The organism is Leptospira alstonii serovar Sichuan str. 79601 (assembly GCF_000347175.1).
GTDB classification, from domain to species: Bacteria; Spirochaetota; Leptospiria; order Leptospirales; family Leptospiraceae; genus Leptospira; species Leptospira alstonii.
The window spans coordinates 56,603-79,865 of sequence record NZ_ANIK01000045.1; the positions used below are offsets into that span (position 1 = coordinate 56,603).

Annotated in this window: 19 protein-coding genes; 13 read left to right on the forward strand and 6 right to left on the reverse strand. The window is 40.1% G+C overall.

Annotated elements, in window-relative coordinates; translation table 11 throughout:
* Positions 1-2: 2 nt before the first annotated feature.
* The 4 genes from LEP1GSC194_RS10305 to LEP1GSC194_RS10320 all read left to right on the forward strand — a co-directional run bounded on the left by LEP1GSC194_RS10305 (position 3) and on the right by LEP1GSC194_RS10320 (position 4,339).
* A complete protein-coding gene (locus LEP1GSC194_RS10305; protein ID WP_036042191.1) occupies positions 3-908 on the forward strand; it encodes an RNA polymerase sigma factor in 906 nt (301 codons plus the stop codon).
* 35 nt (positions 909-943) lie between these two features.
* Entirely contained in the window at positions 944-1,672 is a 729-nt protein-coding gene (locus tag LEP1GSC194_RS10310) for a hypothetical protein (RefSeq protein ID WP_020773507.1), read from the forward strand.
* A gap of 146 nt (positions 1,673-1,818) precedes the next feature.
* Positions 1,819-3,648 carry a CHAT domain-containing protein gene (locus tag LEP1GSC194_RS10315; protein WP_020773521.1) on the forward strand — a complete coding sequence of 610 codons (1,830 nt, stop codon included), beginning with the start codon at positions 1,819-1,821 and terminating at the stop codon, positions 3,646-3,648.
* A 4-nt stretch (positions 3,649-3,652) separates the two neighbouring features.
* Positions 3,653-4,339, forward strand: a complete 687-nt coding sequence (locus LEP1GSC194_RS10320) for a YkgJ family cysteine cluster protein (protein ID WP_021064297.1) — start codon at positions 3,653-3,655, stop codon at positions 4,337-4,339.
* Between the two features lie 275 nt (positions 4,340-4,614).
* Here the strand turns inward: LEP1GSC194_RS10320 and LEP1GSC194_RS10325 are convergent, their stop codons facing one another.
* The 3 genes from LEP1GSC194_RS10325 to LEP1GSC194_RS10340 form a co-directional block, all read right to left on the reverse strand.
* Positions 4,615-4,935: a phasin-related domain-containing protein gene (locus LEP1GSC194_RS10325; protein WP_017807990.1), complete on the reverse strand. Its 321-nt coding sequence runs from the start codon at positions 4,933-4,935 to the stop codon at positions 4,615-4,617.
* 488 nt (positions 4,936-5,423) lie between these two features.
* Positions 5,424-6,428, reverse strand: coding sequence for an LIC_10230 family protein (locus LEP1GSC194_RS10335; RefSeq protein ID WP_020773522.1), 1,005 nt, complete (start codon positions 6,426-6,428; stop codon positions 5,424-5,426).
* 14 nt (positions 6,429-6,442) lie between these two features.
* Positions 6,443-7,459: a hypothetical protein gene (locus tag LEP1GSC194_RS10340; RefSeq protein WP_017808913.1), complete on the reverse strand. Its 1,017-nt coding sequence runs from the start codon at positions 7,457-7,459 to the stop codon at positions 6,443-6,445.
* Between the two features lie 123 nt (positions 7,460-7,582).
* On the opposite strand from LEP1GSC194_RS10340, the gene LEP1GSC194_RS10345 reads away from it, so the two are divergent.
* The 7 genes from LEP1GSC194_RS10345 to mtaB all read left to right on the forward strand — a co-directional run bounded on the left by LEP1GSC194_RS10345 (position 7,583) and on the right by mtaB (position 15,942).
* Entirely contained in the window at positions 7,583-8,956 is a 1,374-nt protein-coding gene (locus LEP1GSC194_RS10345; RefSeq protein WP_036042195.1) for an ABC transporter permease, read from the forward strand.
* A 1-nt stretch (position 8,957) separates the two neighbouring features.
* Positions 8,958-9,635 (forward strand): ABC transporter ATP-binding protein, encoded by a 678-nt coding sequence (locus LEP1GSC194_RS10350; RefSeq protein ID WP_020773562.1) that lies wholly within the window; start codon positions 8,958-8,960, stop codon positions 9,633-9,635.
* 205 nt (positions 9,636-9,840) lie between these two features.
* Positions 9,841-10,632, forward strand: coding sequence for an ATP--guanido phosphotransferase (locus tag LEP1GSC194_RS10355; RefSeq protein ID WP_020773549.1), 792 nt, complete (start codon positions 9,841-9,843; stop codon positions 10,630-10,632).
* A 139-nt stretch (positions 10,633-10,771) separates the two neighbouring features.
* Positions 10,772-13,321, forward strand: a complete 2,550-nt coding sequence (locus LEP1GSC194_RS10360) for an ATP-dependent Clp protease ATP-binding subunit (RefSeq protein ID WP_020773539.1) — start codon at positions 10,772-10,774, stop codon at positions 13,319-13,321.
* Positions 13,322-13,323: 2 nt separating this feature from the next.
* Positions 13,324-13,749, forward strand: a complete 426-nt coding sequence (locus LEP1GSC194_RS10365; RefSeq protein ID WP_036042197.1) for a hypothetical protein — start codon at positions 13,324-13,326, stop codon at positions 13,747-13,749.
* A gap of 20 nt (positions 13,750-13,769) precedes the next feature.
* The gene (locus tag LEP1GSC194_RS10370; protein ID WP_081605081.1) at positions 13,770-14,648 is read left to right on the forward strand and encodes a tetratricopeptide repeat protein; all 879 of its coding nucleotides are present in this window, start codon (positions 13,770-13,772) and stop codon (positions 14,646-14,648) included.
* On the forward strand, positions 14,629-15,942 hold the full coding sequence (gene mtaB, locus LEP1GSC194_RS10375) for a tRNA (N(6)-L-threonylcarbamoyladenosine(37)-C(2))-methylthiotransferase MtaB (protein WP_020773538.1): 1,314 nt from the start codon (positions 14,629-14,631) through the stop codon (positions 15,940-15,942). Before LEP1GSC194_RS10370 ends, mtaB begins: the two co-directional genes overlap by 20 nt.
* 943 nt (positions 15,943-16,885) lie before the next feature.
* Here mtaB and LEP1GSC194_RS22255 read toward each other — a convergent pair.
* From LEP1GSC194_RS22255 to LEP1GSC194_RS10395, 3 genes are all read right to left on the reverse strand, one after another.
* Positions 16,886-17,134, reverse strand: coding sequence for a hypothetical protein (locus LEP1GSC194_RS22255; RefSeq protein ID WP_155826333.1), 249 nt, complete (start codon positions 17,132-17,134; stop codon positions 16,886-16,888).
* Positions 17,135-17,522: 388 nt separating this feature from the next.
* Entirely contained in the window at positions 17,523-19,613 is a 2,091-nt protein-coding gene (locus LEP1GSC194_RS10390; RefSeq protein WP_020773544.1) for a sensor histidine kinase, read from the reverse strand.
* A complete protein-coding gene (locus tag LEP1GSC194_RS10395; RefSeq protein WP_020773513.1) occupies positions 19,603-20,364 on the reverse strand; it encodes a response regulator transcription factor in 762 nt (253 codons plus the stop codon). The genes LEP1GSC194_RS10390 and LEP1GSC194_RS10395 overlap by 11 nt, the downstream gene beginning before the upstream one ends.
* Before the next feature lie 135 nt (positions 20,365-20,499).
* Between LEP1GSC194_RS10395 and LEP1GSC194_RS10400 the strand changes: the two genes are divergently transcribed.
* Both LEP1GSC194_RS10400 and LEP1GSC194_RS10410 read left to right on the forward strand, forming a co-directional pair.
* Complete coding sequence (locus LEP1GSC194_RS10400) at positions 20,500-21,852, forward strand: sugar transferase (RefSeq protein ID WP_036042201.1); 1,353 nt, start codon at positions 20,500-20,502, stop codon at positions 21,850-21,852.
* Between the two features lie 621 nt (positions 21,853-22,473).
* Positions 22,474-23,256 (forward strand): prohibitin family protein, encoded by a 783-nt coding sequence (locus LEP1GSC194_RS10410; RefSeq protein ID WP_036042214.1) that lies wholly within the window; start codon positions 22,474-22,476, stop codon positions 23,254-23,256.
* Positions 23,257-23,263: the final 7 nt, after the last annotated feature.

Below are 23,263 nucleotides of genomic sequence, written 5' to 3' on the forward strand. Positions count from 1 at the left end.
AAATGAATTTGTCAAAAGATAAAACCCTAGATCTCGTTTCTCGATGTGGAGATGGAGAAGAAGAAGCGCTCAGACAATTCTTCGAAATCTATTCGGAAGATATCTACAATTTCCCGATGAAGATCTTTCATCTGAGCGAAGACGATGCCGGGGATTTTTTTATCTATGCGTTTGAAAGATTAAAAACCGGATCTCGTTTCGGAAGTTTTAAGGGAAAATCCAGCTTTAGAACCTGGTTCTATTCGGTTCTTAGGAATATGTTGATCGATTGGCAAAGGACCAAACGAGAACTTAAAGTTACCAATCTCGGAAAAATCAGCAAAGAAGGAAAAGAATACGCGACTATTGAGGACGAACCGGATACGCGTCCGACAATGCAGGAAGAAGCGAGCGAATTTTCCGATCGATTCAATCAGGCCTTGGAAGAAATCGGAGTCGATAAACGGGTCATTTTCAAACTTTCCTACATTTATTATTTAAACCTAAACGAAGACGAAGTTCAGTATCTTCTGGAAAAAACGGGATTATCCCCGAACACGCTTAAAGAAAAAATTCTTCAACTCCGGTCGGAACTTTCCAATCGGGAAGAAGAGAATATTAGGATGGAAGACAAAATTACTTCTCTTTATCTGAATATTCTCGAACTAAAGGAAAAGCAGCAAAATACGGCAAAGATCGCGCCTATTCTTCCTATGGAAGTGGACAAAACCTCTCACGCTTTGAAAAAAAAATACGAACAACGTAAGAGACTTTTGGAAAAGAAAAAGAAGGGACATTTTTTGGCGAGAACCCCTTACCGTGAAGTCGCGGAATTAATCGGTATTTCGGAAGGGAACGTAAGTGTCACTTTACTCCGTTTAATTGAAAAAATTCAGAAAAAGCTGGATTTTAGTGATTTGGAATTTTAAAAAATTCCGTCTTTTTATGCTATTGGAGAACTAAAATGGATTCGGGATCTGATATGAACCAAATAAACGAGCTTATGCTCTCGCTTTTAAACGGAGAGGGAGCCGATGCAGATACAGATATAAAACTGCAGAATCAACTGATTCAAATAGAAGAATCGATCCAGGCCGGTATCAGCGCTTCTACCTTATCGTATCTAGACCAAGCTTCTAAAAAGGGAAAATTTTCCGAACTTCAGGAAGCGATCGATTTGCAAAAGGCGGATTTAACCGGTTATTTAACGAAAGACATTCCGGAATATCTGAAACGTTATGTTTCATTGGAACTTGCGAGGAAGTCCCCCGCAAAGGAGTCCATCGTGGTAAAGCTGGGAAAGTCCGGGGCCCGGATCTTTGAAAGTCTCGTAGAATCTCTTCAAATCAACACAAGAGTTGACTACGCGCCTTCCATGCGTTCGGCTTTAACCAAGGATCCTTCCGAATTCGTTGTCTTTGAAGAAAAAATTCTCGATAACTCGAAATTTACGTATCAATTGGTTCAAGAAACTCCTGAAACCGCGTTTTTAAGCGTTAAGATCGAATCTCCGGATGCGGATTCGTTTCAAAGAGTGAATCTTTATAAGGACACAAGATTTATTCTTTCCAACCAATTCAATAACGAAGGGATCGCTAACTTCTCGGGTCTAAGAGAAGGAAAATATACGGTAGAATTTCAAGGGAAAGAAAACTCCAAATCCTTGGATCTTTTCATTCTTTTGGAAGCCTAATACCGGAAAACGGCTTTCCGGAAAAAAATTTCCAACGCTGTGTGATACCGAAGTTCCTAGAAAGGAATTTCCTTTTTATTTTTCCAAACAAAAAGTTTTCTGGAAAAAACGTTCCCGTGTTATAATTTGATCCTGGATTTTTAGCTATGCTGAAACTAATTATAGATAGAGTCGGAAGTATAAACGTATTCAACATTTTAGATACGTCGGGAAGCGGGTCCGAATCCCATATACAATCCACGATCGACGAAGACCTTATCTTAGAGTATATTAAAGAAATTGAAAATTTAGTTCGTGTATCCAATGCGGTAAATTCCAAAGGAATGAGTCACAAAACTTTGGAAACCGAAATTCTTCACGAGTTGAAAATCCTCGGAGAAACTTTCTACGATCAGTTTTTCCCCGCGCCGATTCAAGAAAAACTGAGGCTCACTACGGAAAAATACCTTCATTTGAATATGGATCCTAAACTAGGAGTGATTCCGTGGGAACTTCTGCACGACGGGACCTGTTTCTTATCGGATAAATTTTTCATCGGCAAAACGGTTCGAGGAGAATCGAGCCAAAACGCTTTTAAAGAAAAAGAAAAATTAAGAATGCTCATCGTAGCGGATCCGACGGAAGATTTGGAATGGGCTCAGAAAGAAGGGGAGCAGCTTTTTAAGGTCCTAAGCGCAAAAGTTTCTCCTTCCCGATTGGAAATCGAATTTATCGGAGGAAGACAAGTAACAAAATTGAAATTGCTTTCTTTGATCAAAGGTAAGAACATCATTCACTATTCCGGGCATCTTTATTTTTCGGACGATCCTTTGGAAAACGGATGGCAAATCTCCGAAGGCAAAATCCTAAAAGCGAGGGAGATTAAAAATTCGGGATTCAATACCGACTTGGTTTTTTCCAATTCTTGTCAGTCCAATTCAAACGCGTCCAGAACTCTCAATTCCGATTTGATGAACAACTTTGCCGGAGCTTTTTTGATGTCCGGGATTAAAAGTTTTATCGGAACCAACTGGGAAATCATCGATAATCAAAATACGATCGATTTTACAATTCAGTTTTATACGTATCTGTTCAGCGATAAAAGTATCGGAGAATCGCTTTTTTTAGCGAAAGAATACGCGAGAAGAATTTTCGATACGAACGATCTTACGTGGACAAACTATTCACTTCACGGAATTCCGAATCAACAAGTGATGGTGGATCCGACCAAGGGGAAACCGATTCAAAAGATCATCAATCCTTCTCTTATTTCGAATTTTTACCCTTCAAACATTGCGGCTTCGTACTATAACTTCATTCAAAAACAAAAGGAAGAAGCCGAATCTTCCTTTGAACTGATCCGGTCTTTGATTTTTTCTTTTGAAGAATTTTCCAAAATTGTCGGTGGAATTATCTTCAGCGACCATCAGCATCATTCTTTGGGAAAATACATTCCGAACAACCCTGACGATTCGGTGGAAATCAAAAAATGGTGGGAACTGATTTATCAATGTCTTACGGATTTTAGAAAACTCGAAATCAGTCCGCTTATCGGCAACATTCAGGAAGTTCTGCAAGTCAACAAAGATACCGTCCAAAAAATGATTCAGTGGATCGATCTCTATCGGCGCGGGCAGATTTTACGCGATTCGGCCGACGGTTATCTGATATCTTTTCAGTACTACTATGAAAATCTTTTGATGGAATTGGATGAATTGGAAAAGACGAGTATATTTCTCGTTTCGACGAATTCCAACAACCATCTTTTCTTTCGCGGAATAAAACCGGAAACTTCTTTAGTAGTTGCTCCTGTGGTCAAACAGGATTATATCGGAGAGCAGATAGAAAAGTTCCGAGGTAAGGTGATCGTATTCAACGAAAATAGAATGACCATCATCCCGATGCTTTGCAGCGTGATAGAAAACGCGGAAACCAAGGGCCTAGAACTCAGTTTTCCCGGCTTTAAATCGGAAAAAAACTCTATTCAGAATCTTTAATATTTTGAGTCTTTGCCAACCCGATAAGGGTAATTTTTCATGCGGTTCTTGTTGTGGAATTTTCAATTTGGATTTAAGTCCGGATGAAATCCGCAAATTGATTTCAGAAAGAACGGAAGAATTCAAAACTTCCGTGGATTTTAAAAAACCTTGGACGATGGCCGAATATCGAAAGGTCCGGGAAAAAAGAGAAGAATCCATTCCAAGGAAGGACGAACTTACTTATAACTGTCCTTTTTTGGGGGCTTTCGGAAAAAAGATAGGATGTATGATTCATCCGATTTTTAGCGGAGATCCTCTGAGTCAAAATTATTCCTTTTACGGTTCTTCGATCTGCCAAGGTTACGAATGCAGAAACATGGAACGTAAAAGTTCCAAACTTTGGGAAAATCTTTTCGGTGAAATGGAATTGGATTCTTTCACTTATTCAGCGATCGCTTCCGATTACAAAACTCTCGATTTGATCGAAAAAACCTTTTTGCAAATGGGAATTTCCATCGAGGAATTGTTTCGATCCAAAAAGGACCTTTTAAAACGATTGATTCAACAAAAAATCGATCGAAACATTGCGATGATGAATACCTCTTTTGAAATCCCGATGGTTGAGGAAAAAGACCCCGCAAAGGAAGTGTTAATTCGACTTTTGAATCTTACTTCCGCGCCTGAATTGTTAAACGAAATCGATCGATGAATTTCGCCGTACGGATTCGATTCTTTACAGTTCCTTTGTTGGTTTCGAATTCGAACCGAAACTTGCTCAAAACAACTGCGAAAGGATTTGTTTTAAGTTTTTAGAAGTTCCCGGATGATTCCTTTTTTCAAACTTCTATTTCGGATTTGTAAATTGTGGGAACTCCAACGATTTTAATGTTCGTTTTTTATGTCGGGTTCGTGAAAGTTTCAGAAGAGAATAAAAAAAATGAGCACAAAATCCTTCCTGCAAGTAAAATACAGGAAGGAAAACGATTAATGTTTAGCGGCGGTTTCTACTTTCGGTTTTGAAGATCCGTTCAAAGGGATCTTTGTGGACGAGACACTTTGGCCAACTTTTGATTTAACTTCCTCTACCTTAGAGTTGACTTGTCCAGCAACCCCTTCGACCGAGTGGAGAGTTTCTTCGATGTACTTTCTAAGGTTTTTTGCGACCTCGGACTGATCTTGCGCTCCTTTAGATGCAAGTTCCTTAAATTCTTTTTCAACTTTTAGGAGAATGCTATCGGCTTGTTCGCGGAGTGATTTTGCAGCTCCAATCGCAAAGTTAAGCGCTTCCTTGATTTCTTTTTCCATAAGTTTTTCCTCTGTTTTCTGCACTGAGAATAGACCAATTTTATGCAGCGCACAAAAGCGTGTCAAATGAAAATTTGAACAAATACAAAGAATTACGAAACTATAATTTGAGAACTTATAAAGTATATATAAGGAATATGGCGCGAAAGCAGGTGGAATTTGGCGTAAAAACGGAAAGAAAACTTCATTTTTACGGTTATTATAAAGGAATCTCTAGAAACCTCCGTTTTGATATTTGGATGGATACAAAACGCTGTTATAAAGTATTCTATAATATAGATTTTCAAAAAATGCGGGTTTTTAGAGGTTTCCTATAACTTAAGGGATGTTTGGCGTGTGCATCACCGATTTATTCATGGGAACCTCTATAAAATGAATTTTTTATTTGATGATAGTCGCGGATCGGTTGATTTCATTATGTTTGAACTTTGTTTTTATAATGCGTCCAAGCGCGAATTATTATGATTACCTTATATTATGAGTTTTTACTATAACCCTTTGCTTGAGGCAAAGTCGAGAACCCAAGTGTTCATGGATAGGATCGTAAAAAGAAGAACCACGAAAAGAGTGATTCCAAAAACCGCAAACACGATGAAAATCGTATTTCGAATCACTCTAAATTGAAGATAACTTACGGATAACGTAATATTTCCGGTCGAAGTCAATTCGTCGTTTTTACCCATTCTGAAATAATTGCGGATGTAAAAAATCATCATAAGAAAAACAAGAACGATCAGAAGAATTCCGAATTCGAACGAATAATGTTTTTGCAGAAGAAAGATCGGAATATAAATCAAATTTCCCAAAAGGATTCCCGTCAACATAATCCCTGCAAAATGAAAGAACATAGGAATCCATGAAATTTTAGAAGAAGACGCGGACTGAAATTCTCCCTCTTCTCCGTTTTGTGCGGTTTGAAAAACGCCGAAACGATCGGCTTTATTTTCGTAAACTTTCGAAATCGTAAAAAGCATGTAGATTAATAAAATCGTTAATACGAAAAAGAATAGGGAAGAGATCGCACCGATTACGGGAGTTTGTTGAATACTTCTCAGAGGGTGTTGAAGAGACATTAAAACCGGAAGAATGGAAATCAAATACAAACTTCTGTTTAAATACGTATAAAACCACGCTTTGTAGTAAATTGCCAAAAAGGAAGTAATCGAAAGTAATATTAGAAATCCGTAAATAAACAACATGATTTTCTGTCCGAGAAGAATTCGATTCATCCTATCTACGGTTGCTTCGAGTTGTGCGTCGGCCGGAATCGTTTTTTCGTTTAATTCTTCCATAACTTTGGAAGTAAGGCGGATTTTTGAAATCAATCCCCTTTCGATTCCCCATTGAGGAGCGAGCTCCCTTCCGGATCCTTCCAGCAAAGCTTCCATCGAATCCATGTCTTTAGGATCGTAAAAGATCGGTTCGAAAGAAATGTTAATCAGACAAAAGGACAAAATGATAAATGGAATAATCTGAGCGAATTTTGTTTTCATAGTTTGGTTTTTATTTAAAAAAGAAATTGGAAAATTGCGGTCATTGCGATTCCCAAAACTCCAAGTGCGATTAGGATTGTGATCAATAATCCGGAATCTTCCGAAGTTCCGGAACTTTTTGTAGAACTTTTGGAAGCGGGAGGTTTCTCTCCGGTCAGGATCGGTTTCTCTCCGGAGTAAGGGCGAACCTTAATCGAATTCTCTTCTTCATAAATTTTTCCGAATACGTCCGAACCGATTTGAACGACAGTTTCGTTTTCTACTCCGCTGTTTTTGGAAGCGACTACGGTTCCGGGTAACGGACGAATTTGTCCTTCGGGAGTCTGCAACTTCATCGCTTCGATAATACTTTGAGAGGAAGAATCCGATTTTAATAACTGAATCATGATTTTGTCTCCGGGTTTCAGGGTGCTGATCTGAATTCCGGAAACCGGAGAAAGAACATACTTCATCGGAATTATCCTGGAACCGGAAGGGATGAATTGTTCCAAGGTTATTTCCGGGGTCTTTTTCATTTCAAAAGAGGCCGGTTCTAAAGAAGGAAGATCCTCGTTTGTTTCTTCCGAAGAATCTTCGAAAACACTTTTTTGACTTTCTTCGTTGAGTTTCGCCCGATCCACGGTGATATAAAAAAATTGAATGTCGGGTTTCGAGTTTCCGGCGGCTTGATTGATTACTTGATGGAGAATATTTTTGATCTTATCGTCTTCCTTACCGTTAAAGTAATGGATCAATTGTTCCATGAAATCATCCGATTTACCGTTCGTCTGAAACAGTTCGGTTAACTTATTCGTAAGATTTTTAAGTTGTTTACCTTCGTATTTCAACTTTTGGCAAACTTTCACGATGTCTTTATGAGTCGAAACGGAAAGTTGAACGGATTCGATGTTTCCCGCTTGCCCGACCGCGACAACTTCGAGTTTTTCCATCTTAGCTTGTTGGATATCGATGATACTCGTAAATAAAATATGGATGGATGAGGACGTATCTTTCGAGATGAATTGAAACGTATAAACCTGATCGGAACTCATGTATTTTTAATTAAAGGAAGCTATGATTGGAAACTTTCTTCTTTATTTTTGACATTCTGGTTCGGATTCAGAGAATTGTCAAACTAAGGAAGGATTTAACCTTCTAATTTTAAGAGTTTTTTGATGAAGGTAAATTTGTTCCGAGGTTCTTTGATATTTCTGGTCACTTCCCGTTATATTCGGGGATCGCGTGTAGCAGGTTTGCTCTCGTTAAAATCTAGATTATCGTTTATAGTTATGACCGTCGGAGTTTCTCTTCTGATCGTCGTCTTATCCATCTTCAACGGTTTTCAAAGACAGGTAAAAGAATCTCTTTGGCAAGGCGGGCCTCACATCACGGTTGAAAATAAATTCGATTCCGGTGATATTCAACATTACGAAAAAATAATCGCCTGGATTCGTAAGAATCCTTATCTCAAGGATAGAATCGTTTCCATTGGCGGAAGTATCACAAGCCACGGTTTGATTCAAAACACAAATTCGTTTATCCCCATTATGGTGCGCGCGCTTCCCGTTGAAAACATCCACGATCTCATCGCAAACCGTCTGACCAACTTTCCTAGAATCGTACATCATAATCGGGAAGAGATCGCTAGATACAACATCGACAATCAGGTTTTGATCGGAAAAGAAATGGCCGGTATTTACGATTTTGATCTCGGAGCCAATTTGACCATGGCCGTTCCGGGTGGAAGATTCTCGCTTGGAAAGGGTGTGGACGTTTCCATTAAAAATTTTCATACGGTCGGTTTTTTTAAAACCGGTTATTATAACTACGATACACATTACGTTTTTCTTTCGCTTCCGGTTGCACAAAGATTTTTTAATTTAAAGGATTCAGTAAATCAGATCGCGATCAAAGTCAAGTCCCTGGACGATTTGCAAAATTGCAAAAGGGAAATTTTAAAAGAATTCAGAGATCCCGAATTTGAAAACGAGATCGGTTATTCCGCCTCTTTCAGCGTAAGAACGATCGCGGAAGAACAGGAGAATTTTTTCACGGCTTTGAAGCTGGAAAAGACGATCATCTCTATTATAGTTTTCTTATTTATCATTTTAGCCGCATTGGGAATGGTCGCGAGCGTTTACAGTTTAGTGAGAGCGAAAAGAAAATCGATCGGAGTATTAAAGGCCCTCGGACTACCTTCTTCCGGCATTTTATTGATCTTTACTTTAAACGCGATGGTTGTCGGAGTTCTCGCTTCTCTTGTCGGAGGAGTTTCCGGGATTTTTATAGCGAGCAATTTGGAGACGATCGTAAACGGACTTTCCGAACTCATCAATATGGTCGGGTTTTATTTTTATCATTCCGAGTGGACGAACGTGGAGCTGGTTCCGAAAGACGTTTATTACTTCGATCATATTCCCGTGGATATAGACATTTCATTTATATTTATGGTTACGACGGCCGCCACGATTTTATCGGGAATCGCCGGTTATTTCCCCGCGAGATGGGCCGCCGGTCTCAATCCCGTCGACACTATAAGGAACGACTAACGTGAGTCTGATCAAAGTAAGAAATTTGGTAAAGAATTATCATATTCTCGATAAGGAATTTAAGATTCTGGATCATTTGGATCTGGATGTCGAAGAGGGTGAGATCGTTTCCGTGGAGGGAAAATCCGGGATCGGAAAGTCTACTCTTCTGAACATTTTGGGCTCCATGGATTCCTCCGATACGGGCGAGGTCAACGTTTGCGGAGTTTTACTGGATCAAATTTCCGAAACCGGAAAAGAAAAATTCAGAGCCGAAAAAGTTTCCTTTATCTTTCAGCACCATCTTCTGCTTCCGGATTTTACCGCGCTTGAAAACGTAAGTATTCCTCTTTTGATCAACGGAGTTCAACCGGGAAAGGCGAGGCAACTTTCGATTGAAATGTTGGATCGAGTCGGACTCAAGGATCGTCACGATAATTTTCCTTCTCAGCTTTCGGGTGGAGAAAGTGCGAGAGTCGGAGTTGCAAGAGCGCTCGTTGCCGGAAAGAAACTCGTTCTTGCGGATGAACCGACCGGTAACTTAGATCGTGAAAACTCCCGCAATCTGATGGCTTTGATTTTAGAGCTGCAAAGGGAATTTCGTTTTTCGATGGTTATCGTCACACATGATATGGAACTCGCTTCTTTGGCTCATAAAAGAAATCAGATGGCGGGTGGTAAGCTGCAGCCGATTTCTTGACGTGACGGTTAACGTTGCTCTTTAAAAATCGCTCGCTGCGGAAAAAATTTTCTTTATCAGAAAATCATACTTTTTGCAAGTAAAAAGCCTTACTCTTGTCGGAACACTTGAAAAATGTGCGTTTTTGATCCTTCTTCTTCTAAAATCCTTCTAAACTTGCGGGGTTGGTTATGGTAAAATACCGTTAAGAATCGGAACCGAAAAAATGATAAATTCCGAGAAGTGTTTATACTGCGGGACGGATCGAGTCGTTTGGAATGAAAAAGGAAAGATCGGTTGTATTCATTGTCTCAAATTGTTTCGAAAAGAATATCAGGCACACCTGAGACAAAAGGACTTCGAACTTTCTTCCCGGTTTTTGCAAGGTAAGGAATTCGAGAATTTTTTGAGATTCGAATCTCTTTCGGAGTCCCGAAAAATCCTCGAATTGGAGCGTATGGCGTCTCCGTTCACATATCGCCTGAGGATCGGACGTAATCTTTCCGGCCGAATTTATCCGACAGCCGCCGAAGTTCCGACCCAAATCCTCAGAGAATTCCTAATATATACTTTAAACGTCGATCGGACTTTCCTTGGAACCAAAGAACTACCGACTCGGATTCCTTGGGGGGAAGGAAATTTATTTTCCGGAGACGAAGACCATCTTCGTTGGGAGGTATTAGCGCCTACGATCTCCGAATTGTTCCGACAAATTGAAAATTCTCCTTTGGAAAAGTTAGAAGATCAAAATCTTTTTGACTACGATCCTGAATTCGGTTATGTCACTTCATGCCCTACGAACGCCGGTTCGGGAGCCAAAGTAAGTTTAAAACTTTCCATGAAATCTTGGAAAAATCGGCTGAATGCCTCTTTTAAAATACCCGGCTTTTTGGAATTCTACCTTGAGAATTCATCCGAATATGCCGTGTTTTATCTGAAAAATTTTGCTTTTTCTCAAAAAAATTCCTTTTTAAATTTAGTTTATTATTTAGCCTTACAGGTGGAACCGGCATTGTAAGTCCGGAATTTACGCTAACTTCCGCTTCATTTTTGAAAACGTTCCGATACTTAAATTAAAGCCAATTGATCTTTCCCCTGGGTGGGAATTTCGAAGCGAATTCAGTCTAATCATTACAAATAAAATACAAGGCGCTGTTATGCTGGAATTTACTAAAAGAGCTAAAAGAGTCATCAACGAGATTGCTCAGGATGAGGCGAAGCGTCTTGGTAGCGATTATATCGGGCCGGAGCACATCCTGCTAGGTCTTCTGAAAGAAGAAGACTCGGTCGCTATCAAAATCCTGAACAATCTTAATATTAACCTCAACGAATTGCGTAAAGAGGTGGAAAGAAGAACACGCGAAGCGTCGGGAGCTTTGCTTATGGACGTAGCCGGAGGTCAGGATCGTTATCAAAAAATTATCGAACTCTCCAAAGAAGAGGCCAAACGTCTCAAACATAACTATGTCGGAACGGAACATATCCTGCTCGCGTTGTTAAGAGATAACAACAACATAGCGGGAGGCGCGCTTTATTCATTTAGCGTAAATTATAATGTTATAAAGAGCGAAATTTTGCGCTTACTCGGAGCTCCTCCTACGAGTTCGGTAGGCGTAAGTTCCGCGGCTCAATCCGGTCCGCAGGGAACTCAACCTCGTCAGGAAAAAACCAAAACTCCGATTTTGGACGAGTTTGCACGCGACCTGACTCAGCTTGCGAGAGATAAGAAATTGGATCCGGTCGTAGGAAGAGCGACCGAAATTCAAAGAGTGATCCAGATCCTTTCCAGAAAAACGAAAAACAATCCGGTTCTCGTGGGAGAATCCGGAGTCGGTAAAACCGCCATCGTAGAAGGCCTTGCGCTTGCGATCGTTGAGAAGAGCGTTCCCGATCTCTTATTCGAAAAGAGAGTTCTTTCTTTGGATCTTGCGTCTTTAATCGCAGGAACCAAATACAGAGGAGAATTTGAAGAACGTTTAAAAAAGATCATGAAGGAGATCACCACTTCCACGAACATCATCATCTTTATCGACGAGCTTCACACTCTGATCGGAGCCGGCGCTGCGGAAGGCGCGGTTGACGCGGCCAACATTCTCAAACCCGCTTTAGCGAGAGGGGAGCTTCAGTGTATCGGTGCGACCACGAGTGCGGAATATCGCAAGTATATCGAAAAGGATTCCGCATTGGAAAGAAGATTCCAAGTTGTGAAAGTGGCGGAACCTTCCGTTGACGATGCGATTCAGATTCTCCAAGGACTCAAAAAAGCGTACGAAGCCCACCACAAAGTGAGATACTCGGATAAAGCGTTGGAACAGTCCGTAAAACTTTCGCACAGATATATCAACGATCGATATCTACCTGACAAAGCCATCGATATCATAGACGAGGCGGGAGCCAAAGCTCGTTTGGCGAACTGCGCTCGCCCTCAAACGATCAAGGATCTGGAAGAAGAGATCAAATCTCTCGCTTCTAAAAAAGAAGAATTGGTCCGCGCCCAAGAATACGAAAAAGCCGCCGGTGTTCGCGACGAAGTGAATCGGAAAAAACAGGCGATGGAAGAAAAGATCCGTTCTTGGCAGGAGAAGATGGAAGACTTTGCGGTCAACATCGAAGAAGACGATATCCTTTCCGTGATCTCGCTGTGGACCGGAATTCCATTGGAAAAAATGGAAGAGTCCGAATCCGATAAACTTCTCAGACTCGAAGACGAACTCAAAAAACGAATCGTCGGTCAGGGAGAAGCGATCGAAAAAATCGCAAAAGCGGTACGTCGCGCCAGAACCGGATTTAAGAGCGAAAGACGTCCTACCGGGTCTTTCATATTCTTGGGGCCTACGGGAGTCGGTAAGACCGAACTTGCAAAAGCGCTCGCGAACTTCCTTTTCGGAAACGACGACGCTATGCTTCGTGTGGACATGTCGGAATACATGGAACCGCACGCGGTCAGCCGTTTGATCGGAGCCCCTCCGGGTTACGTGGGTTATGACGACGGAGGTCAATTGACCGAATTCGTCAGAAAAAAACCTTACTCCATCATTCTTTTGGACGAGATCGAAAAAGCGCACCACGACATTTTCAACATTCTCCTTCAGATCATGGAAGAAGGGAACTTGACCGATACGAAAGGACGGAAAGTAAACTTCAGAGATACGATCATCATCATGACTTCCAATATCGGAGCGAAAGAAATTCAATCCGGCGGAAGACTCGGATTCGAAGATCGTAAGGACGAAGCGTTGAAATACAAATCCGATCAAACCCGCGATCAGTTGAAGAAATATTTCAATCCCGAGTTCTTGAACCGCGTGGACGAGGTTATCTATTTCGGATCTCTTACCAAAGAAAATATCATGTCCATCATCGATATTATGGTGATCGATACGAACAAAAGACTTCGTGAAAAAACGATTCAAGTTTCCATCACTCAAGCGGCAAAGGATCATATCATGGATATCGGTTACGACGAGAAATTCGGCGCAAGGCCGCTTCGGAGAGTTTTCCAAAGAGAACTCGAAGATCACATGGCGGTTCAAACGCTCAAAGGAGCTTACAAAGAACCTACTAAGATCGAAATCGATTTCAAAGAAGGTAAACTCGACTTTGTAGAAACTCCGTGGACGGACTATAAACCGGCCGATGCAAAGGCTGGAGGGGGCGACAATTCTTCCGGTAATCCCGAAAGGTCGGAAGAGATTGCCTTAGTCTGAGGATGCCGATACTCATCCCTGTATTGATTCTGATTTCCTATCTTCTGATTCGGAAGATTTGGTTTCATTTAAGAAAAATCAGAACCATTGCAGGGATTGAGAAAATTTCTCTCTGCGTTTTTCACCCCGATTTATTTCTTCCCGAAGTACGGGTCTTTTACAAGTATTACTTTCAAGGCGGAGTTTATTACGGCTCCGGATATATGCTTTTGACCGATTTTCTCAATCAGGAAGAATATTCAATCTATCGAAATGCGGACGGACTTCCCGTTCTTGAAATGGAAGATCAGATCGTCCTTTCGGAAGAACAAATTGAACATTTTCTCATGCAGAGATATCCGAGTATCATCGTGTATATCGATCCGGTAGAGCCCTTTCATTCTCTCATCGACTGCATTAATGCGAAGTCCATGAGTATGACCGCCTAAAAATATAGAGAGTATCAGAAATGCCAATTCGTAAGTTCCAATCTTTACAGCGCTTCGCAAAATTTAATTTCATTTTATCAAAAATATCAAGCCGCGAGGTTCTGCCTCGGTTCCAAGGCAGGTTCTTATTCTTCGTATTGTGTTTAGCGATTTCAACTCCTTCTTTCTTTCTTTTGGCGCAAACAAACGAGGAATATTCCCTTGCTCTCAAAGAATTTGAAGCGAAGAATTACGAGAAATCTTTAGAAATCATTCGCGCCTTACATGAAAAAGGCGGACGTTCGTATGAAACTCATTATCTTGCGGGACATTCTCATTTTGCCTTAGGAAGGACCAAGTCCGCCGGTTCTCATTGGTCGGAGGCTCTTTCGATCAAACCCGGAGACGCGGCGGTCAGTTTGGACTATACAAAATATCTTTTAAACAACGGAAGAGAAGACGACGGATTACAAGTGATCGCTCGCGCGTATGAACTCAATCCGCGCAATAAAGACGTTCGCCTTCTTTTCGGAACTGCGCTTCTTTATAACGGAAAAGTAAGAGACGCGCTTAACATCACCGAAAAGTTAAAGTCCGAGGATTCCAACGACTACCGTCCTTTGGTGTTGGAAGGGCAGATTTATTATTATCTGGGTAATATTGAAAAGGCGGAAGTCAGTTTGAAATGGGCAAATTCCATCGTTCCGAACAACGCGAGCGTGTTAAATAATCTCGCGCTAGTTTACGAGAAGGCTTCCAATCAGGAAAACAAAAAAGGCAAGTATGGGAATGCGAAAACTTTTTTAAATTCCGCAAAAGAACAGATCGAATCGGCTTTGAAACTCGAGCCTGAAAATTCTCACTTTAAAGATAATCTTAGAAGAATCGAATTCAAACTCAATGCCCTCTCCAATAGCTGAACAAACGGTTCTTTTTAACACACTCGGATGCAGACTTAATTTTTTCGAGTCCGACGGTTTGTTTGCCTCCCTCACAAAACACGGATATCGTTCCGCAGAAGCGGAGGAACATCCCGAAGTGGTTATCATCAATACTTGTACGGTGACGAACAAGGCGGATTCTAAAAATCGAAATACGATTCGAAATGCGATCAAAAAATTTCCGGGTTCTCAAATTTGGGTTACGGGCTGTTACGCCGAAACGGATCGTGAGTCGATCGAAGCGATTCCGGGCGTGGCCGGTGTGGTCGGGAATACGGAAAAGTCAAAACTCCCTTCCTTGATTTTGAAAAAGAAAGGACTGATTGACGAAACGACGATCAACGGCCAAACCTTTGATCGTTTTTCGTATTCGGATGTTTTGCCGAACGGTCATACACGCGCTTATCTAAAAATTCAGGACGGATGCAATCGTAAGTGTTCTTATTGCAAAATTCCACAAGCTCGCGGGTTTGGCGTCAGCAGAAATTATCAGGACGTTGTCGATCAGGTTCGATTTTTGCAGGACAATGGAGTCGGCGAGATCGTCCTAACCGGAGTCAATCTTGGTTGGTATCGAGATTCCGAAAATAAAAAGGCGTTCAATAAAATTCTCCAAGATATATTAAATATTTTAGAATATTCAAGAATTCGAATTTCTTCCATCGAACCTCCCGATGTAGGAAACGAGCTCGCGGAACTTATGGCTCATCCTCGATTTACTCCGTTTCTTCATATTCCCCTTCAGAGCGGAAGCGCCGATATTTTAAAAAGAATGAAACGCACTTATACTCCGGAAACTTTCCGCAGACGCGTGGAAATCGCCAAAAAAAAGATCCCCGGCCTATTTTTGGGAACCGACGTGATCGTAGGTTTTCCCGGAGAAACCGAAGAAATGTTTCAAAACAGCATAGAGATGGTTCGCGAACTGGGTTTCGCAAAAATTCACGCTTTTCCTTTTTCCGTAAGAAGAAACACGTTAGCCGAAACCTTTCCGGATTCCATCAGTAAGGAAACCAAGAAGGAAAGAGTTCATGTTCTGAATGCGTTGTCTAGGGAATTACATCAAAAATACGCGCTGACGGAAACGGGAAACGTTCGAGAAGCGATTCTGGAACAAGGCGGAATTGCCGTTACGGATAATTATCTCAAGGTAAGAGTTCCGGACGCGGAGTTGAAAAATCTCAAAACGGGTCAGTTTTTGAACGTGGAACTTTTGCAATACGAGATCGAATTGAATAAGGAAGGAATGTTTTTGGGAAAGGTTTTTAGGTAGCGGGACTTTAGCCTCACTCTGTATAGATTTATGAAAGAATCCAATCGAATTTTGAATTCTAAAAATATTCCAGAAAGTTATCCCTATGCCCGAGATTCTTACAAGAAAGCATAGAAGTATTGTTTTGAAAAATAAGATGATTCGAGGCATTTTTAATGAAACATATTTGTCTTTTGTCAATAGTTTTCTGTGTTTTTTTCGCAAACTGCAATAAATCTAATATAGTCATAATTACCGATTCGTATCAGAATGATTTCTTGAAAAATTATTTAGATGGTCATAACGTTACCTATAAATCTCAAGACGGTTATTTCGAAATAACTGAAAATGCAGAATCTCTTAACGCTTTGAAAAAATTGACGAAAATTCAAATCCTTAGAGTGGAAGTCGATATTCAGAATATAAACAATGTAATTCCACAAGAACTGCCGAAGGACATTATTATAGGAAAAAATATCTATCTATCGATAAAGATGGATCGCCTACTATCAACGAAGACCACAAGTCGGAGCCGTTTCTGAAATTTGATCCGACTCATCCGGATTCGATTCAAAAAGGAAAGCGAAAAGGATGGGTCGCATTTCCGAACATTGTATTAAACGAAGAATTGTTGAATTTGGAGAGCGATATCGCATTGTATGATTCTATCCGTAAGTATTTGAATTCCAAAAATGAAAAGTATATTACGAAAAAAATATCTTTAGATCATTATACCAATATTTTAGAAACGGTGCATAAGATAGAACGTGATAAAGTCTACGATAAAATACAATAGAATCGACTCAATGGAAATTAAATTGTATGTTTTTATTGCTGAAAGAAAACGACTATGGGATTATTAAAAACTAATCGCAGTACGTTATTGCGTTTGTAATAAGCGGCGATAAAACCCGCTTTTGTTTCATGCGAATAAAAAGACGGTATAATTTAACAGATTCGTTTATCATTCGTTGAAATCCATCACCAAAATCGAATGTTCGTCGTGTCCCGGTGTGACAAAAAAAGCGATCGCTTGAGTTTTCAAAATTGCGGTATTTTCTAAGGCCGCTCTTGTCGAATCGTAAATCCATTCCAACGTTCTTAGAATGAAAAGTATTTCCAGATCGTCATAAATATCTAGATCTGCAATCGTTTCATCCGCATCCTCTTCGGTTTCCAATACTTCTTGAAGAACTTCTTGGAATGCATGCAGTCTGATTTCTTTTCTATCGTTTTCGTTTGTATATTTGCCCTTGAGTCTGTATTTGTCCTCTACATAGCCGTTATACCGGGGAGAATCGCCTGCCAGCCGCTCGTAATTTGTATAACAATCGATCCAAGAAGTCGTTGGTATATAAGGAAAAATCTCTTTTCCGGCCCAATAAAAACGGATCGCACGAATTGTTTTTCCTTGGGATAAATACTTGTCCTCAATCTTTTTGAAATCCACCGATATATCTTCCGTCATGGATCGGGTTATTTCCATAGAATTCATCGCTAACAGTCTGGTCACGATCGGCTCGATTTCGGGAAATTCTTTATGATTTCGAAGCGTACCCAATTGTTTTAAAAATTTTTCCGTAAACGGGTTCATTATTTTCTTATCCTTTTAAATCGATTTTATCTTCAGGCAAATAAATCTCGACCAACGCCTCTTGTGTATTCAAAAAATCTAAAGTGACATATCCGCCGAAAATTTTCAATAAGGCGCTATGGATTCTGAGCCCTTGACCCGCGGATTCGACGGAGCTATTTTCCTTTTTTTCGATCGAATTCCTGATCTGAATCAGAATTCCTTTTCTTGTTTCGCTTTTTTCTAAAAACGAAACAAAAATCTTTTTTGGATTTGTTTCTCCCGAATATTTCACAGCGTTTCGAATGGATTCCCTACAAGCATAAAATAGGATTTCTAAAATTTCGAGCTTTGTGATCGGGAATTTATCCTTTAATTCCGGATCGTAATTCCATAGAAACCAAGAAGCGTCAAATTCGGAAGTCGTGAGCCGAATTAAAGCGTCGATCAATCCGAGTCTGGCGATTTCCAGACTCGTATCCGGTAATTCTCGTAAAAATCCGGAAACCTTTTTATGCAAGTCGGTTAACAATTTGATTTGTTCCGGTATTGTTTCTTCGCTTTTGTTCCCAGAAAGAGAGAGTATGGAAGAATGGATTTCCGGAAGAATTTCGTCGTGAAGGATTCTCCTGGTTTTATAATCTGAAATTCTTTGTTCTTCCATATGTTTTCTTTGTAAAAAACTCAAAGTTTGAGAGTTGCTTTCGATAGACAAAGAATTGAGAATCCAAACGATAACGGATTTGGCGGTTTCGATCTCTTCTTCGGCGTACAATCCTCCGTCCACCTTCTGACCCAGAAATAAAAACCCTTCTCCCGAATGGTCACTTTCCACTTTTAGACAAAGGACGAAGCCGGAAAAATTTTCATCGTCCAAATAAGCGATATTGTCCTTTTCAAAAAATAGATTCTTATTTTTGAATGTGTTTTGTTTGGAATAATTCTCTTTTTTTGGATACTCCAAATATAAATCGGCTATGAACGGGATTCTACTTTCATTGATAAACAACGATTTTGAAGTTTCTAATATGGATGAACAAAGAGTTTCAAAGGATTTCTGAAATTTATCCCTAATCTCTTGAATATCGGAAGACGGATTTTCGGATATTTCCTCGGAAGTTACGATCGATCTAAGAATGGAATTTTCCTTTATTCTTAGATCCTTGTTTTTTTTCAGTATAAAAGTTCTCGAAAGAATAGAAACATACGATGCTGTCAAAAATAATTCTATTTTAAAAAATCCGATAGCCGCCAATAAAATATAGATCGCGCTTATAATAGAAAATCCGAGGATTGCGTTCCTCCATTCTTTACGTAAACTGATTTTAGGTAAAATTCTTCCCGTAAAAACCTCGTAGGATACGAGGGCTTTTCCTATTACTAAGACGGACAAGACTATTAACGTCTGAATTCCGATCAAAATTCCGTAAAAAAAAGAGGGTTGTCCGTCTCTCACCGATTGTAAGATCGGATCCTCAAAAAATCCCAAACCTCCTCCCAAGAATAGTAAAAATACTAAAATGAAAACTCCGAGGAGCAAGAAAGAAACGGTTTTTAAATACGGGACGGCTTTTTTTCTTGCGATTTCCGGCAAAATACTTTTCGAGATTTTAAAAGAGGATAACGATATAATCGGAACTACGATGCAAATTAGAATGTAAATCAAATAAGACAAACGAAAAGAGAACGGAACTATATTCCAAAAATGGAATAATGATACGTTTATGAAAAATTTACGGCTCCAGTTTATAAGGAATAGAAATGAAAATACTTGCGAAAAAAGTAAAATTCCAAAAATGGTTCTATAAATTATTTTTTCTCTTAAAAAACCTACGAACCAGACTACGATAAAAAACCAACCGAACGGGACTAGGATCAAACAGAAAATTCCCGGAAGAAAATAGTAAACCGGATAATTGGAAATCTCGAGTAATCCGGATTCTCCTACGAGAGAAAAAAAGCCGAATAAGAAAGACGCGATTATAAGAATTAAGATCGTAAAGGTAGCCGATCTGTCTCTTCTTTCCAGGTTTACGATCGTAATGGACGCGAGCCAAAAAAGAACGGAGGATAAAAAAAGGAAAACGGAACAGATGAAAATTTCCGGTTTAAGATTCAATGTTCGATTCCCATCGAATCCATTCTCCGGAGCCGTTTCTGTAATACGCGCTTCCGTCTTCTTCCCATTGGAGAAAACGATTTTCTCTTACGATCAATGCCGCTCTGGTTCTCGCTACTTTTTCATCGGAGGCGGATTCGTTCAAATCCCAGGCGGCGTAGATTTGTCCGTTGATTCTGCTGATCGTTCTTTTATCTTTAAAACCCAAACGTGCGGCGATTTGTTCGTTGCTCTGTCCTTCGGCCAACATCTTCGCTACGATTTTTTCATTCGGTTCCAAGATCGCCATGGGGGAATTTTCATCCCGGTCTTTTACCTCGACGATCCTGGATTCTATTTCAGGGTCGATAAAACTTTTACCTTCGTACGCGAGTTCGATTAACGGAACGATCATCCTTGGTAAAAGATAATTCGATTTTCGAACGTACGCATAATGACTTAAGATTCCGGCTTTTCGAAACGTGCGAAAGTATTCGTCGCTGTCTTGTATGGAATAGATGACGGCTGGCTTCCTCGGGAATTCTTTTCGAATTGCGATGATCGTTTCAATTCCGTTTAACGTTCCCGCTAATCTTACGTCGATTAACAAAACGTCGAACTCGTTCTTTAAGGAAAATTCGATCGCTTCTTCTCCGCTTCCGCAATCGTAGCAGATCGCAAATTTACCGAATTCTTTCAGACCCGCTATGAGTGACCTTCTCAACTTTTCGTTGTCTTCGACGATCATTAGATTTAGGACTTTATCTTTCATAAGAACCTTGCAGCTTGATTTTTCTGATAAAGTAGAATTCGTTTTGGAACGCTCTGTAAACGAATGACCCGATTTTAAGTTTTTGGAAGCGTCACTGTCAAGCACTTGCGTGCTTATGAATTCACACTCAAGAGGATGAATTCGCTCGGAAATTTCCGTATATTCACAGACATGAAACGAGTTATAGAATCAACTTTGTCTGCAATCGCTTTGGCGTTATTTTCTCCCGTCTTGATCGGAGTAGGATTGTTAGTTTTCTTCGTAGACGGTCGTCCGATTTTCTTTTGTCAGGAACGACTCGGTCTTTTTAAAAAGCCGTTTCAAATTCTGAAATTCAGGACGATGAAAGACGGGGAAATTACCAGTCTCGGTTATTGGCTTAGAAAAACCGGTATCGACGAACTTCCGCAGATTTGGAATATTCTGATCGGAGATATGAGTATCGTCGGCCCTAGACCTCTAACGCAGTACGACGTGAATCGTTTAGGATGGAATGAAAAATTTTACGACGTTCGTTGGTCGATTTTTCCCGGAATCACCGGCCTTTCTCAATTGTATTCCGGAATGGGCGCCCGCGTTTCCTTTTGTTTCGATCGTTCTTACTTTAAGTCGAAAAGTTTTAGCCTCGATGTTCGTATTGTTCTCCTTACGTTTGCAATGAATATGTTCGGCAAAAAAAGAATTCGAGAAAAACTGAAGTCGGATTTGAAAGATAGAAAGATAGGAATCCGTTGGAAGCATTGGAAAGAACACTTTCGCGGGAATGAAAACCGCCCATTACCTAAAATCGATTTTGAAACTTTGGAACTTCGTCCGAATGAGATGCAATCAATCGCGTATTCTCTCGCCGTATTTCAGTTAGGCGAGTCAGGGGAAGGTAGAATCGCGAAGGAGATCGATAAGACCATTCTTTTCGGGATCGACGACTTTTATAGAGAAGCTTTGAAACTTTTCGTTAGGGAGGAAGGAAGACACGCTAGAATTTTAGGAGAATGCGTCCGTGCCTTAAAAGGAGAACTCATTGAATCCAACTGGACCGAAAGATTGTTTTATTTTGGAAGAAGATTGATCGGCGTTCGTTTGAAGTTGATGGTTCTTCTGGCTGCGGAAGTGATCGGTATTTGTTTTTATAGAAAGATCGCAGAAAAAATTCCGAACGGATCTGTGAAATCCGCTTTGTTTGATATCGTCAAGGACGAGGAGAAACATCTGAAATTTCACAGTGATTTTTTTAGGATTCGGATCCGGAACTTTTTTACCAAAATCTTTTTTAGAATGTTATGGAGATTGATCGCCTTTGCAGCCTGCATTACGGTGATTTTAGATCACAGAAAAACGTTTCGAATATTAGGAATCTCTAATTGGAAAACATTTCGGAAATTTCGGGAAATTGCGAGGTCTACGGAGGATTTTATCATAGAAGGTTTGAGTTATAAGTTGGATCGCCGGATTTCTTTGCAGACTACGACGTTTCATTATGAAATTTGAAAGTTCCAAGACGGTCTTTTCCATCGGCCTCATTGGTTGTTCGAGAAAACTTGACTCTAAAAAATGGAGAGTGGTGAATTTTTTGCACTGAAGTGATTATGAAAGATTTTAAAATTAAGATAGTCGTCGCTTTTGTAATATTCTTTCACTTTCTCATAATGGTTGGTTTTTTGGACTTCGTTCCATCTTGGAAAAAAAATGTCCAATGGATCAATTTTTTTCTGATCGTAATTAACTTTATCCTTATTGTCTACCTTGCCTTTCGCGTCGCAAAAACGCTCTGGGAAAAATCTAAAGAGTAAGCTGGACCAAAAATGCGCGCGGTCACGTTCAAGTTATCAAAGTATCTGATCAATATGGATCTCTCTACGGTTACGATCCTGTGGAAAACAGTTATTGGTATATTCCCTAATTATTTTCCGACTGATTGGATCATCATTTGTACATAAGATAAGAATTATAAATTTCATCTCATGTATAAATCTAAAAGCTAATTGAAAATAATGCGAAAAATAACAGGATGGTTAAAATTTTCAAAACAAGGGAGCGGCTACAATGCGAGGGAAGAAGGATGTTTTCGCCTCTTTGAAAATTCAGGATGGATCCAACAGGAGCGGAAATATGGAAAAATTATTAGAGTTTGCTAAAAAACATTGGTTAAAAGGCGTTGTATTGATCGGCGTTCTGATTTTTAATCCGATTGTTTGTATCGGTCCGGGGCATCGGGGAGTTGTGACAAATTTAGGATCCGTATCGGATCGAATTCTCGGAGAAGGAATTAATTTCGTGACTCCGATCGTTCAATCGGTAAAAAGTATCAATGTCAAGATTCAAAAAGTAGAAGCGAATTCCGCCGCGCCTTCCAGCGATTTACAGGAAATTCATACCAATATCACTTTGACCTATCACCTTTCACCAAATCAAGTCAATAAACTCTATCAAGAAATCGGAATGGACTATGAAGAAACGATTATCATTCCCGCGATTCTGGAAACAATGAAACACGTAACCGCTCAATTTACCGCGTCGGATCTCGTAGTCAAAAGAGAAACGGTTTCATTAGAAATTCATGATCTTCTTAAAAATAAACTTGGAAAGTTTTATATCCTTGTCGACGAAGTTTCCATGAAGGATTTTGAATTTTCCAAAACGTTTTCCGAATCCATCGAACTTAAGCAGAAAGCGGAGCAAGACGCCCTGAGAGCTAAAAACGAACTCGAAAAAGTTAAAATCGAAGCGGAACAACAGATCGTAAATGCCCGCGCAGAAGCGGAAACTTTAAGACTGAAATCGCAACAAATCACTCCGATGATGGTGGAAATGGAAAGAATCAAAAAATGGGACGGAAAATATCCGGACACTTATCTAGGCGGAGGAGCGAATACTCTTTTTCAAATCAAGTAAGTATATT

Coding starts and splice junctions, on each gene's coding strand:
- LEP1GSC194_RS10360 (WP_020773539.1), top strand. CDS start 10,772: ATGCTGGAATTTACTAAAAGAGCTAAAAGAGTCATCAACGAGATTGCT.
- LEP1GSC194_RS10370 (WP_081605081.1), top strand. CDS start 13,770: ATGCCAATTCGTAAGTTCCAATCTTTACAGCGCTTCGCAAAATTTAAT.
- LEP1GSC194_RS10410 (WP_036042214.1), top strand. CDS start 22,474: ATGGAAAAATTATTAGAGTTTGCTAAAAAACATTGGTTAAAAGGCGTT.
- LEP1GSC194_RS10365 (WP_036042197.1), top strand. CDS start 13,324: ATGCCGATACTCATCCCTGTATTGATTCTGATTTCCTATCTTCTGATT.
- LEP1GSC194_RS10400 (WP_036042201.1), top strand. CDS start 20,500: ATGAATTCGCTCGGAAATTTCCGTATATTCACAGACATGAAACGAGTT.
- mtaB (WP_020773538.1), top strand. CDS start 14,629: ATGCCCTCTCCAATAGCTGAACAAACGGTTCTTTTTAACACACTCGGA.
- LEP1GSC194_RS10335 (WP_020773522.1), bottom strand. CDS start 6,428: ATGAAAACAAAATTCGCTCAGATTATTCCATTTATCATTTTGTCCTTT.
- LEP1GSC194_RS10395 (WP_020773513.1), bottom strand. CDS start 20,364: ATGAAAGATAAAGTCCTAAATCTAATGATCGTCGAAGACAACGAAAAG.
- LEP1GSC194_RS10315 (WP_020773521.1), top strand. CDS start 1,819: ATGCTGAAACTAATTATAGATAGAGTCGGAAGTATAAACGTATTCAAC.
- LEP1GSC194_RS10325 (WP_017807990.1), bottom strand. CDS start 4,935: ATGGAAAAAGAAATCAAGGAAGCGCTTAACTTTGCGATTGGAGCTGCA.
- LEP1GSC194_RS10305 (WP_036042191.1), top strand. CDS start 3: ATGAATTTGTCAAAAGATAAAACCCTAGATCTCGTTTCTCGATGTGGA.
- LEP1GSC194_RS10345 (WP_036042195.1), top strand. CDS start 7,583: ATGAAGGTAAATTTGTTCCGAGGTTCTTTGATATTTCTGGTCACTTCC.
- LEP1GSC194_RS10340 (WP_017808913.1), bottom strand. CDS start 7,459: ATGAGTTCCGATCAGGTTTATACGTTTCAATTCATCTCGAAAGATACG.
- LEP1GSC194_RS10355 (WP_020773549.1), top strand. CDS start 9,841: ATGATAAATTCCGAGAAGTGTTTATACTGCGGGACGGATCGAGTCGTT.
- LEP1GSC194_RS10310 (WP_020773507.1), top strand. CDS start 944: ATGGATTCGGGATCTGATATGAACCAAATAAACGAGCTTATGCTCTCG.